The following is a 12,926-nucleotide window of genomic DNA, read 5'->3' as shown; positions in this document are numbered from 1 at the left end:
TATTATAGAAGAAACTCAAAAAAACTCGACTATGTCTTAAGCAGCAATTAGTCGAGTTTCTATTTTTTAAACTAGGTAATCATGATGAATTGGAGGTTAAGTAGTATGGGTGAGGTCTCTACATTAATTGGGCAGAACGCACTGTTCAGTTTATTGTCACATATCTTTTTCATGGCAATTACATTTTATGGATTACAAAGTTTAATGTACAGCCAGTTTTTCAAAAAAAATCATGTCTTTCAAACGCGACTCATTTTAATTCTATTAAGCATTGCCATCGGAGGAGCGGCATCTAGGGTTTTCTTGGAATTTACAGGATGGGCCAAGCAGCTTAGTTATTTATTTTCTTAAACCGTTTATATTTTGATATAATAGAAACCTGATTGAAAAATTTTTTCTTATAACCTAAGTTGTTTAATTTTATATGACATGAACAATTTACTATTTCCTGGGGAATAATATGATGGAAGTAGGCATCGGTAATAGATTTATGTTAAAATTTATAAAGGCTAATTGAAATTAGTGTTTTGGATGCTTGTCAATCCCTAGAAAACCATGTATCATTATATGTGTTTTGCTACTAATAATTGACAACAGACATTAATAATGAATAATGAATAGATGATGAAAATTTTTTTGATATAAATACATTCGGAGGGACAAAAAAGTGGAAAAAATCGTTGTAAAAGGCGGCAATGTTTTAAACGGTACAGTACGAGTAGAGGGCGCTAAAAACGCTGTATTACCAGTACTTGCTGCAACATTACTGGCATCAGAAGGAAAAAATGTAATTAAAAATGTACCAAACTTATCAGACGTATATACAATTGATGAAGTGTTAAAAAGCTTAAATGCAGAACTATCATACGATCCAGAAACAAACATCGTAAATATCGATGCATCTAACGAAATTAACTCGGAGGCACAATTTGAGTTTGTACGTAAAATGCGTGCTTCAATCTTAGTAATGGGTCCACTATTAGCTCGTAACGGTTTTGCTCGTGTAGCAATGCCAGGTGGCTGTGCAATCGGTTCTCGTCCAATCGACATCCACTTAAAAGGTTTCGAATTAATGGGTGCTAAAATTACAATGGGTCACGGTTATGTAGAAGCGACAACAGATGGTCGTCTTAAAGGTGCTAAAATCTATATGGACTTCCCATCAGTTGGCGCAACTGAAAACTTAATGACAGCCGCAGCACTTGCAGATGGTACAACAGTTATCGAAAACGCAGCACGCGAACCAGAAATCGTTGACCTTGCAAACTTTATCAACGAAATGGGTGGTAAAGTTGTTGGTGCAGGTACAGATAAAATCCGTATCGAAGGTGTAGAAACATTACACGGTACAACACATAGCATCATTCCAGACCGTATTGAAGCAGGTACTTTCATGGTAGCCGCAGCAATTACTGGTGGCGATGTGATCGTTGAAAATGCAGAAGTTGAGCACATGACAGCTCTAGTAGCGAAAATGCGCGAAATGGGCGTTGAAATTACAGAACTTGAAGATGGTGGCGTTCGCGTTCGCGCAACACATCCTTTAAAAGCAACAGATGTAAAAACAATTCCACACCCTGGGTTCCCAACTGATATGCAATCACAAATGATGTCTCTAATGCTAGTTGCTAAAGGTAGCAGCATGGTGACTGAAACTGTATTTGAAAATCGTTTCATGCACGTGGAAGAATTCCGTCGTATGAACGCAAATGCGAAAATTGATGGTCGCTCAGTAGTAATCGAAGGTCCTACAAAATTACAAGGCGCAGAAGTTGCAGCAACTGACTTACGTGCAGCAGCAGCACTTATTCTTGCAGGTCTTGTAGCAGAAGGCGTAACACGCGTTTCTGAACTAAAACATTTAGATCGTGGCTATGTAAACTTCCACGGTAAATTAAAAGCTTTAGGTGCAGATATTGAACGTATCGACACTGAAACAGAAACTACAGACGAAAAAGAACTTCAAAAAGCTTAATCACGCTATTATTTATTTTAAATTTTAACTAAAGCTAAGAAGTGTCTAGAGAGGTTGGCCGTTGCCAATCTCTCTTTTTTATATCTTAAGCCTTACATAAAATAGATAACTATTATTTAATATTGATATATTAGGACTAATTTCGTTGTGATAACTAACACTTTGCGTATGAAAGTCTTATGAATTTCACTAAATATACTCTATATTCGTCTTTAATACCTATGATACACTAGTGGGAGTTACGTATGGAATCCGGTGAATGTTTTGACGAAATATAGATTATTTACGACATGAAAGGGGAAACATGGGGATGTTTTCAAATGATATCGGTATCGATTTAGGAACGGCGAACGTATTAGTGTATGTTAAAGGACAAGGTGTTGTATTAAATGAGCCTTCAGTCGTAGCGCTAGATCAAAAAACAAAGAAAGTATTAGCTGTTGGTGAAGAAGCGAGACGAATGGTTGGCCGTACGCCAGGTAATATTGTAGCAATTCGCCCTCTACAAGACGGAGTTATTGCAGATTTTGATACGACAGAGGCGATGCTGACGCATTTTATTCGCTCACTGAATTTAGGTGGACGCTGGTCAAAAAAACCACGTATTTTAATTTGCTGCCCAACAAATGTGACGCAAGTTGAGCAAAAAGCGATTCGTGATGCGGCAAAACATGCAGGTGGTGCTACGGTTTTCTTAGAAGAGGAGCCTAAGGTAGCTGCGGTTGGCGCTGGGATGGATATTTTTCAGCCATACGGCAATATGGTCATCGATATTGGTGGCGGTACATCGGATATTGCGGTGTTATCATTAGGTGGTGTTGTGACATCACAGTCCTTAAAAACTGCTGGCAATACGTTTGATGCTGATATTGCAGAGTACGTTAAAAAACAGTATAAATTATTGATTGGTGAACATACGGCAGAGCGTATTAAAATAGAGGTTGGGACCGCTGTGAAAGGTCTTCGCAGCGAAGTGACAGACATTCGTGGACGCGATATGATGAATGGCTTACCGCGAACGGTGCAAATTTCTTCAGATGAAATTTTTGATGCACTGCGCGATTCGATTCGTTATATCGTACAAGGCGCAAAAAATGTACTCGAAAAAACACCACCAGAGCTATCAGCGGATATTATTGACCGCGGCATTATGCTCACAGGTGGTGGTGCATTACTTCATGGCTTAGACCAACTATTAACTGACGAATTATTCGTACCGGTATTTGTGGCGGACAATGCCATGAGCTGTGTAGCGGATGGCACCGGTATTTTATTAGAAAATATGGACCGTATTTCAAAAACGAAAAAAATGATTGAGGCTTAATGAGGAGGTATAAACGATGTTTAAAGGGTTTTACACAGCTACAACAGGGATGATTGCACAGCAGCGCCGTACAGAAATGCTCTCAAATAATATTGCAAATGCATCAACGCCAGGCTATAAGGCAGATCAATCGACGGTGCGCGCATTTCCGAATATGCTGCTGTCAGCAATTGAGAAAAACGGAAAGGCTAATTTACAAAATGGCTTTAATCCCATGTCCGTCCAGCAAATCGGTACACTCGGAACGGGCGTTTATATGCAGGAAACGATTCCGGATTATACACAGGGGCAACTAGTACAAACGGATTTAAAATCAGATGTCGCATTAGTTGATGAATATTTACCAGTTCGAGGCGATGGAAGCCGCACAGGTGGGCTATATTTCCGTCTACAAACAGATGGCCAGGAAGCGTATACTAGAAATGGGAACTTTACTGTTGATAGCCAAGGCTCGCTCGTAACATCGGGCGGTAACTATGTGTTATCAACAACGGGAGAGCCGATTCGAGTGACATCAGATGATTATACAATCACAGAGGATGGTCGCGTACTCGAAAATAATGAACTTATTGCGCAAATTGACGTCGCATATGTAGAAGACCCGGATAGGTTAATAAAACAAGATAATGGGTTATACTATACAGAGGATGGCAATGAATTAACATCAGCGTATGATGATAATGATATTGCGTTTTCTATGCGACAAGGCTATATTGAGCAATCAAATGTTGATGCAGGCTCGACAATGACCGAAATGATGTCCGCTTATCGCTCATTTGAAGCGAATCAAAAAATGCTACAAGCTTATGACCGCAGTATGGATAAGGCGGTTAATGAGATTGGGAAAGTATAGGGGGCAGAAATAAATGGTTAATCGTACGATGCTGTCAGCAGCGAATACAATGTCGCAATTACAATCGAAAATTGATATTATTGGGAATAACTTGGCGAATACAGATACGTCAGGATATAAGTCTAAGAATGCTACATTTGGTGAGCTATTATATCAACAATTTAACAATGACAAGGCAGACGAAGCACCTCGTCAGACAGCTTTAGGCATTCGTATGGGCGTTGGCGCGCAAATTGCGCAAACACAGCTTGTAACGAAGCAAGGGAGCTTAAAAACGACAGATCGCTACTTGGATTTTGCCTTTACCGATGAAAATCTTTTCTTCAATGTGCAAATGAATAATCACCAGCTAGATGGCGAGCCAGCACAAATTGTTTGGACAAGACAAGGGGACTTCCAATTGTCTGCAAATGACGATGGTACGTCAAATTTAGTTGATGAAAGTGGTAACTATGTGCTCGATGCAGATGGAGAGCCGATTCAATTTAAAGGTGATTTAAAGGACATTCGCATGGACAATAACGGTGTAATGCAAGTGGCGTATACAGATGGCTCAACAGAGCGTATTGCATTTAGTGTCACAAAAGTGAACCGTCCAGAAATCTTATCGCATTTATCAGGCACGTATTTTACACTTCCTGAAAATGCTGTCGACCTAGACGTTGATGGAGCGATGGAACAATTAGTTGGTAATAATCGAAATCAAATTGCGCTTGAAAATGGTGTGATTGAATCGTCAAATGTTGATACATCGAAGGAAATGAGTGACTTGATTCAAACACAGCGCTCATATCAATTTAATGCTCGTACCGTTTCGATGGCGGACCAAATGATGGGACTCGTGAATAGCATTCGATAACAGAATGAAGGAGTTATTTGAATGACAGAGGAAACAAAACAAACGCGTATGCAAAAGCGTCAGGATCGTAAAGTGAAGAAAGAAAAACGCGTACAAGAGGAGCTACCACAAGATGTGCTAACAGAGCAACCTATCGTATCGATTGGATTTGCTTCATGGATTACACGAATTTTAATCGTTGTTGTATTATTTTTAGTCGTGGCGCTAGTAGGCTCAATGATTGGCTATGGTGTGATTGGTGATGGTAATCCATTACAAGTATTAAACCCTGGAACATGGACGCACATCTTTGACATCATGAATGGTAAAATGGATTAATTATGGTATACTATTAGTATCAGGTAATAATTTACTGGGAGGTACTAATTTAATGTTAAATGCATCAGAAATTCAAGCAATTTTACCGCACCGCTATCCGTTTTTACTCGTTGATCGTATTACAGAAATGGAAGAAGGGGTACGCGCTGTTGGTTTAAAAAATGTCTCGGTTAATGAACCATTTTTCCAAGGGCATTTCCCTGGATATCCAGTAATGCCAGGTGTATTAATCGTTGAGGCACTTGCACAAGTTGGTGGCGTTGCGCTACTTTCTAAAGATGAATTCAAAGGGCATTTAGCCTTTTTAACAGGAATTGATAATGCGCGTTTTAAACGCCAAGTAACTCCTGGCGATCAATTAAAAATGGAAGTTGAATTCACAAGACTACGTCGTCAAATGGGTAAAGGACATGCTACTGCGACAGTTGATGGTGAGCTTGTTTGTGAATGTGATATTTTATTTGCAATTGGACCGAAAGCAGAATAAAAAAAGAAGGCTTCCAAAAGGAGGCCTTCTTTTTTTAAGCTTTTATGCGCGGGCGACGTTTCATATCATGTTGGAATTGTGTCAGTAATTCCTCGCCAGTGAGCCCGGTACTAATTAAGTGCGCCAATAATAGCTCGGCGTATTGCTGACGATTTTGCGTTTTCAATGTGCCTTTAAATAAAATCGATAAACGCCCATCACTCGTATGCTCGAGTTGCTGTACGAGCACGCGGAATGCAGCGGGCTCGTTGTCTGGATATGAAATAACAGCGCGTGCCTCTAAAATCGTATCCGTACCAATGTACGCTTTGAAATCATCCTCATAGCTTGCATCTACGAAGATTTCGAGCACCCATGATTGGTGGCTACTTTCTTGGTTAATAATAATACCATCTTCAAGCGGGTATTTTTTAAAGCTATCGTTTTGAAACACTTCAAAGGACATCAATTTAAACGTTTTCACATGATTCATCGCCTTTCGTTATAAAGAGTCGTATTAAAAGTATACCATATGCGATATTTGAGAAAACAGCCGGTGCAAAGAGAGAAAAGTGCGCATCGCTTTGAAATCATCTGCAAAACGATGTGATTTTTCATTTATGACGATTCGAGCTTTAAAGGCCTCTATCGTATAGTAAGCGCATGGAGGTGATTCAACTGAATCAAGTTGCTTGTGTTGGACGAATTACAAAGGATTTAGATGTACGCTATGTTGGTGATAAACAGCAGGCAGTCGCACGCTTTTCAATCGCTGTATCTCGTAATTTTAAAAATAAACAGGGGGTGATTGAGGCTGACTTTTTATCATGTAATGTATGGGGCAAGGATGCTGAAAATATGCAGAAATATTGTGGCAAGGGCTCCCTCGTTAGTGTGATAGGCCGCCTGCAAAGTAACTCATACACGAATAAACAAAATGAACGCGTCTATACGACGGAAATTGTCGTTTCAGATGTACGCTTTTTATCATCAAAGAAGAAAATCACAGATGGGAATTCACCGATGCTACCTGATGCTGAGCTGCTATCGCATTTTACGACACCAGAAAATTTACCCGTTTGAACTACCCCCACTTAGCGTTTTCACGATCTCGCTTGAAGTGGGGGATTCCTACGAACAGTGCATGCTTGTTCCTCTTTGCTCGAAACAGCGGCTTCACTTCTATTAGTAGGCTAGCCCCGTAGTCCCTACGGTTGGGTTGCTTCAAAAAGGCGTAATCCTTCTGCTAAAATGTTGCGACTTGCATTGATGTCGCGGTCGAGTGTCGTGTAACATGATGAACAAGTCCATTCGCGGATTTCTAAGGCTTTCTTGCCATCATGATGCCCACATACATGGCATAGTTGGCTTGATGGGAAGAAGCGATTGGTTTTCACGATTGTTCGGCCATACCACTTCGCTTTGTACATCCGTTTTTGCACAAACGAAGACCAGGATACGTCACTAATCGCTTTTGCTCGTTTATGATTTTTCAGCATGCCTTTGGTGTTCAAATCTTCGATACAAATGACATCGTACTGACTGACGAATGAATGCCGTCGTCAACTTGTGTAAGAAGTCCTCTCGCTGAAACGCCACTTTTTCACGCAAACGCGCCACTTTACGGCGTTGTTTTTGGTAGTTCATGCAGTCTCGTAAAACCTGGTTGTCTTTTTTCGCTTGTTCGTAACGGCGTGAAAGTTTTCGTTGCTCACGTTTTAACTTTTGTTCCATCTTAGCCGTAAAGCGTTGGTTATCCACTTTACGCCCATCCGAAAGAATCGCGAAATCGGTAATGCCTAAATCAATGCCAATTGCTTGATGTGTTTTTGGCAGGGATTGAAATTCGGGGACCTCGCACGTAATGGACACCGAGAAACGACCACTCGCGTGATAATGAATCGTTGCGCGCATAATCCGTCCTTCGAGCGCGCGTGTTTGTTTGAATTTCACGAGTCCTAGTTTGGGTAACTTGATTTTGTTGCCGACAATCGCGATATTATGATTCGTATTTTTAGTCGTATAGCTTTGCACGGCGTTTTTCTTGCTTTTGAAACGCGGATAGTTGTTTTGTTTCTTGAAAAAACGCCCAAATGCATCCACAAGCTGTTCACAGGAGGTTTGTAGGGCCACACTATCTACGTTGCGCAACCAGGCTGTGTCGTCCTGTTTTTTCAGTTTTGTCAGCAGTTTAGACATACTGGAGCGATTTAAGCCTTTTCCTTCTTCTTTGTATGTTGTATTCCATAATGAAAGAAAATGGTTATAGACAAAACGACAATGACCGTGCGTTTGATGAATCAACGCTTGTTGGTCTTTGTTCGGATAGAGACGAAATGGGTATGCTTTGTAGATCATGGCGAACACCTCCTTGTTTGCCTTCTAGTTTAACACAAACAAACGTTCTATTTCTACTTTTAAGCACCGCATTCATCACCCACCTACTCGCTCCACGCGTTGAGGAGGGTGTCTTCTGCGAAAAAATGATAAAAAAAGGCTCCCTGTATTTTTAGGGAGCCTTGCGTCATTCATTAGAAGGAGAAGCTTAGTAAGTCTTCGAGTTCCTTATCATTTAATTCGGTCAGCCAATTACTTGATTGAATAAGCTGTTCAGATAAAGCTTGTTTTTCCGTTAGTAACGCATCGATTTTTTCTTCAATTGTGCCCGTCGTCATAAATTTATGCACATGGACAAATTGCGTTTGACCGATACGGTAGGCACGGTCTGTTGCTTGATTTTCAACGGCAGGGTTCCACCAGCGATCGGCGTGAAGTACATGGTTTGCGGCTGTTAAGTTTAAGCCCGTACCACCTGCTTTTAATGACAGAATGAAAATAGGGAAGTCCCCACGCTGGAAAGATTCGACGAAATGGTCACGCTGCTGCTTCGGCATACTTCCCGTTAGGAACGGCACGTCAATATCATACAGCTCAGAGAAGCAGTGCTGCATTAAATGCCCCATGCCAATGTATTGTGTAAAGATTAAGCATTGCTCACCGTTTTGCACGATTTCGGCGCCGAGTGATACGAGACGCTCTAATTTTTCAGAACGATGAATCATATCCTCCGCATTATCAAATGGCTCTTTTAAGTAAAGGGCCGGGTGATTACACAGTTGCTTTAATTTGCCGAGCATTTTTAAAATAAGCCCTTTGCGTTCAAAGCCCGTTAGCGTTTCAAGCTTATGCATCGTTTCTTGAATATAGCTTTCATAAAGAACGGCTTGTTCCTCAGTTAATGGACAATATTCACGCTGCTCAATTTTATCTGGTAGATTCAGTTGAAGTTCTGGATCTTGTTTTGTTCGACGTAATAAGAACGGCTGGATTTTTCGGCGTAGCTGCTCTTTCACTTCATCATTATTATCACGCTCAATTGGCGCGATAAAGTTTTCTTGGAAGCGCGAGAAGCTACCAAGATAGCCTTTGTAAATAAAGTCGAAAATCGCCCATAGCTCAGACAGACGGTTTTCAACAGGCGTTCCTGTTAGGGCAATATGATGTGTACCGCGTAAACGACGAATTGCTTTTGATTGCTTCGTATTCATATTTTTAATATTTTGTGCTTCATCAAGCGTCACATTCGCCCAGGCTAAATCTTCTAGCATCTCAATGTCCTGTGTCACCGTACCATACGTCGTCAAAATGATTTGGACATTATCGCGTTCGATTGTTTGCATGAAGTCCTGCTCTTTTAAGCGTTTTGCACCGTAATGCAAATACGTATTCAGAGAAGGCGCAAAGCGTTCTAATTCTTTTTGCCAGTTTCCTAGCACCGATGTCGGACAGATGATAAGTGTTGGTTCTGTCGCCGTTTCGTATACATGCAGTAAATACGAAATAAGCTGAATCGTTTTCCCAAGCCCCATATCATCCGCTAGGCAGGCACCGAATTTTTGCTCACGCATAAATACAAGCCAGTCAAAGCCGACCTGTTGATACGGACGTAGCTCAGCCTGCAATGTTTTAGGCAGTGGAATTTCAGGAAGTCCCTGCTTATCGACGATTTTTTGCATATAATCTTTTAGCGAACGCTGTAGCTCAAATTGCAGCACAGGGTCATCTAAATAATCTTCCTCTTCTAATTCAAATGGAATCGTCAAATCCTTGCCAATATCTTTAAAGAGTAAATCGCGCACCGTCCAGTTTTCGTTTTCGGCTTTTTCCATCAGCTTGCGGATTTCTTGCATCCATGCTGCATCCACGCGAATCCATTCTGTACCCGCACGAATAAACTCACGATTTTCAGCGACCATTTTTTCAAAATCATCCGCGCTGACCTCATGCCCATCAAGTGATAGCTTCCAGTTGAATGTTAAAATCTCATCCAGACCAGCTGCTGATTTATAGTTTGAGGCAGTAGAGGCGCTTGCCTGTACTTTCATACGTGATTCTTTTAATTCTTTTAGCCAACCAGGCAGAACAATTTCAAAGCCAAGTGCCTGTAAGTAAATAAAGTCGCTACGTAAAAATTCACGCACATCACGATCTGCTAATTTCACATGGATAAATTGTGCATTCGTTAGATTTTCACCATATACTCTTCTCTGTAGTAACTTCAGCATTTGCGATTGCAGCTCACGTACCTGAGCGCTATAGTCGGCCCACTTAGAGGGTAATGCATTTTCAATGGATAGTGCTTGTTTACGTGCTGGCACAGCCCAGTAGCTCGCTGATTTTTTCGCACGTAGTACGGTTTCTAGCGTCCAATCGCTTTCGCCTTCTTCGGGCTCACTTAGACGTAATGCGACAACGAGTGTATCATCAATTTGTTTATCTTGAAGCGGCCAGCCACCATCTTTAAATAATGGAATTAATGCGTCTAAATCGTCAAAGCGTAAGCCCTCATCGACAAGCTTCTGCGTTAGGGCAAGCTCTAGCAGATGATTGATTTCTTTATCCTCTAACGAAAGGTGAATCGTATCCTCTTTTAATGACACATAATCCCAAAGCGAAGGGCTATACCAATAATTGCCCGCACGTGTTGCCGCATCTAGTACATCTTGGTCATGCAGTGATTTCCCGCTATACGTTGCGAATGGGTGAAGCTGATTAGGGGAGAATAGCTCGATCATTTCAAGTGGTGATAATAAAATCGAATCCTCTGTTGTATTAGCTGTTAAGCCGAAAAAGCCACGCTCATAGCGGAAGTATAAAAAGGGTACCCAGTCCTCCGCTTTTAATGCTGTACCAGTTGAGGCATCATATGCAGAAAGCGAGTAGACATGATTAAATTCTGAGATTTCTAGCATAAATGACTTTAAAAAAGTGCTTGGTACATGCTTTGTCATTGTCATAGCATTAAGTTTCCTTTCTCGATTTCTTCTTGTAAGGCACGTAAACGCTTATAACTTTGTTTTAACGTCGTTACATAATCATTCCAAAATTCATTTTTCGCCGATTTTTTCGCGGCAGTTTTCATCTTTTTCCATACACGGACGGCCTGTTTATAATGCTGACGTGATTTTTGATTCACTTCATTCATCGCAAGCGTATGATAAAGCGGCAGTAGGGCCTCTGGTTTTTGCTCAAGCATATCGCGTAGCCCACAAAGCTCTAAGTAGCTAAGTGAAGAGGGGAAGCGCTGATGGAGGGCAGACCATTCGATATAACGTTCTTTTTTTATTAAATAGCGTGAATACGGCTGAATGCCATACATGCCAGAAGCGGCAAATAGCAATTCATTTTCCTCATCCGTTAAATTAATTTGCTTACAAAGCTCATTAAATTCATTAACAAATGTGGAACGATAGCGCGTCGCTAGCCATTCATTAATAAAGGCATCGACATGTGGAAGCATCGCGCGGACAATCATCGCAAGCATATCGTCATAGCCGTTACGATTCGCAAAGTGTGCTAAATCGGTCCACACAAGTAGCTGCTTCGCCTCAATCGACTCAAGCATCGCCGCAAAGTCATCGCGTTTATCAAGCATAATGTAAAACATCGCATACACCGCATTGATGTCGACATCGTCTGCAATATGACGCTCATTTTGTAGCATTAAAAGCTCTGCCTCACGTGAGCGTTTATCCTGAAACATCGATTCCCAGAACAACGTATAAATAGTTAAGCGCTCGTCAAAATAGCCTTCCTGGTGCAGCAAGAAGTAATTGACGACCTGCTGTAGGCTCTCATAAAAAGGGTCCAACGCAAAAAGGCGTGATTTATTCGCGCATTGGCGAATAAATTCTTTCATTTTATCTGCCTCATGCTCAATGAAATTAATATAAAATGAGCGAGAAGCTTCTGTTGACGTGCTTAAATGCTTCCACGTATGCGACAATAGCGCAACATGTGTGAAGAGCTGATACATACTGCTCCATTCACGCTCAAGCGGGGTATAGCGGAAAATTTGCTGTTGCATATCTGAAAAAATACTTTCTAGTAAATACGGATTAAGCTTTTGTTGATTGTATAAATTTTGGCGATACACTTGTTGTACAAGCTTTAGCCATGACTCCGGTGTACGTTCTTCATTTAAAAGGCGGAGCTGTACACTTTTTTTGTTACGAAAATCTTCTAACCACTGCGATAATGAATCGACATATTGATAAAGCGTAAACATCGCTGCTAATTGGTGGCGGCAAGGTTTTTTTGTCGGGCAGTCGCATGATAATTTCTCATCCTCTACGACGATTGTAACCGTCGGCGTACCAGCATCTTGCACAGCAAATTGTAGACGTCCCAATTCAGCGCGGAAGCTGCGTAATTTTACATAGTTGTGGCGTGCTAAGAAGGCAGCACGGCGAACCGTTTCCTCATCCTGTTCATTCGAGGAATCGAGTTCAAGGCTAAGTTCTAGCATTTTATTGCGTAAAAAATCTTCATATAAATGAGCGATTTCTGAAACGTTTGTATTCATGTTTATAATCCCGTCCTCAAAAAAAATCTTTCTCTCCATTATATGCCCATTCAGGTGATGCGTAAATGTTTTCGATTGAAACAACATTTCTTCTAGTTAAAATGTTGGATTTCAATCAGAATATGTGTGAAAACATGTAAATGGTGGTATTATATAAGTAGTCAGAATATTGCAATAGGACAGTGCGTGACTTTCCTCATGATTCATCCTCAATTCTTATTGCAAGATATCGATCACTTAATAGGACTCCGTTAGCATTAAGGATT

11 protein-coding genes and 1 pseudogene are annotated in these 12,926 nt (G+C 41.0%); 8 read left to right on the top strand and 4 right to left on the bottom strand.

Annotated features, from left to right (window positions below; translation table 11 throughout):
• Positions 1-105: 105 nt before the first annotated feature.
• The 7 genes from QI30_RS12095 to fabZ all read left to right on the top strand — a co-directional run bounded on the left by QI30_RS12095 (position 106) and on the right by fabZ (position 5,816).
• Positions 106-351, top strand: coding sequence for a DUF1146 family protein (locus QI30_RS12095; protein WP_020189109.1), 246 nt, complete (start codon positions 106-108; stop codon positions 349-351).
• A 316-nt stretch (positions 352-667) separates the two neighbouring features.
• Positions 668-1,975, top strand: a complete 1,308-nt coding sequence (murA, locus tag QI30_RS12090; protein ID WP_126990931.1) for a UDP-N-acetylglucosamine 1-carboxyvinyltransferase — start codon at positions 668-670, stop codon at positions 1,973-1,975.
• Positions 1,976-2,285: 310 nt separating this feature from the next.
• The gene (mreB, locus tag QI30_RS12085) at positions 2,286-3,299 is read left to right on the top strand and encodes a rod shape-determining protein MreB (protein WP_126990930.1); all 1,014 of its coding nucleotides are present in this window, start codon (positions 2,286-2,288) and stop codon (positions 3,297-3,299) included.
• A 16-nt stretch (positions 3,300-3,315) separates the two neighbouring features.
• The gene (locus tag QI30_RS12080; protein ID WP_126990929.1) at positions 3,316-4,152 is read left to right on the top strand and encodes a flagellar hook-basal body protein; all 837 of its coding nucleotides are present in this window, start codon (positions 3,316-3,318) and stop codon (positions 4,150-4,152) included.
• A 13-nt stretch (positions 4,153-4,165) separates the two neighbouring features.
• Positions 4,166-5,011, top strand: coding sequence for a flagellar hook-basal body protein (locus tag QI30_RS12075; RefSeq protein WP_020189113.1), 846 nt, complete (start codon positions 4,166-4,168; stop codon positions 5,009-5,011).
• 21 nt (positions 5,012-5,032) lie between these two features.
• Entirely contained in the window at positions 5,033-5,329 is a 297-nt protein-coding gene (locus tag QI30_RS12070; protein WP_020189114.1) for a DNA-directed RNA polymerase subunit beta, read from the top strand.
• A 52-nt stretch (positions 5,330-5,381) separates the two neighbouring features.
• Positions 5,382-5,816, top strand: coding sequence for a 3-hydroxyacyl-ACP dehydratase FabZ (gene fabZ, locus QI30_RS12065; RefSeq protein ID WP_020189115.1), 435 nt, complete (start codon positions 5,382-5,384; stop codon positions 5,814-5,816).
• Positions 5,817-5,850: 34 nt separating this feature from the next.
• On the opposite strand, the gene QI30_RS12060 is transcribed toward fabZ, so the two are convergent.
• On the bottom strand, positions 5,851-6,279 hold the full coding sequence (locus tag QI30_RS12060; RefSeq protein ID WP_020189116.1) for a YwpF family protein: 429 nt from the start codon (positions 6,277-6,279) through the stop codon (positions 5,851-5,853).
• 185 nt (positions 6,280-6,464) lie between these two features.
• On the opposite strand from QI30_RS12060, the gene QI30_RS12055 reads away from it, so the two are divergent.
• Positions 6,465-6,878 (top strand): single-stranded DNA-binding protein, encoded by a 414-nt coding sequence (locus tag QI30_RS12055; RefSeq protein ID WP_020189117.1) that lies wholly within the window; start codon positions 6,465-6,467, stop codon positions 6,876-6,878.
• A gap of 125 nt (positions 6,879-7,003) precedes the next feature.
• Here QI30_RS12055 and tnpB read toward each other — a convergent pair.
• From tnpB to QI30_RS12040, 3 genes and pseudogenes are all read right to left on the bottom strand, one after another.
• Positions 7,004-8,153, bottom strand: a pseudogene (gene tnpB, locus QI30_RS12050) (IS200/IS605 family element RNA-guided endonuclease TnpB).
• Positions 8,154-8,326: 173 nt separating this feature from the next.
• Complete coding sequence (locus QI30_RS12045) at positions 8,327-11,092, bottom strand: DEAD/DEAH box helicase (protein WP_199754674.1); 2,766 nt, start codon at positions 11,090-11,092, stop codon at positions 8,327-8,329.
• Positions 11,089-12,660: an SWIM zinc finger family protein gene (locus QI30_RS12040; protein ID WP_126990928.1), complete on the bottom strand. Its 1,572-nt coding sequence runs from the start codon at positions 12,658-12,660 to the stop codon at positions 11,089-11,091. Before QI30_RS12040 ends, QI30_RS12045 begins: the two co-directional genes overlap by 4 nt.
• Between the last annotated feature and the right edge of the window lie 266 nt (positions 12,661-12,926).

It is taken from the genome of Candidatus Kurthia intestinigallinarum (genome assembly GCF_003991225.1).
In the GTDB taxonomy this organism is placed as follows: Bacteria; Bacillota; Bacilli; order Bacillales_A; family Planococcaceae; genus Kurthia; species Kurthia populi.
The sequence above is the reverse complement of the archived record's forward strand: the minus strand, read 5'-3'. Positions and strand labels throughout refer to the sequence as shown.

Coding starts and splice junctions, on each gene's coding strand:
- QI30_RS12095 (WP_020189109.1), top strand. CDS start 106: ATGGGTGAGGTCTCTACATTAATTGGGCAGAACGCACTGTTCAGTTTA.
- mreB (WP_126990930.1), top strand. CDS start 2,286: ATGTTTTCAAATGATATCGGTATCGATTTAGGAACGGCGAACGTATTA.
- QI30_RS12080 (WP_126990929.1), top strand. CDS start 3,316: ATGTTTAAAGGGTTTTACACAGCTACAACAGGGATGATTGCACAGCAG.
- QI30_RS12075 (WP_020189113.1), top strand. CDS start 4,166: ATGGTTAATCGTACGATGCTGTCAGCAGCGAATACAATGTCGCAATTA.
- QI30_RS12070 (WP_020189114.1), top strand. CDS start 5,033: ATGACAGAGGAAACAAAACAAACGCGTATGCAAAAGCGTCAGGATCGT.
- fabZ (WP_020189115.1), top strand. CDS start 5,382: ATGTTAAATGCATCAGAAATTCAAGCAATTTTACCGCACCGCTATCCG.
- QI30_RS12045 (WP_199754674.1), bottom strand. CDS start 11,092: ATGACAATGACAAAGCATGTACCAAGCACTTTTTTAAAGTCATTTATG.
- QI30_RS12040 (WP_126990928.1), bottom strand. CDS start 12,660: ATGAATACAAACGTTTCAGAAATCGCTCATTTATATGAAGATTTTTTA.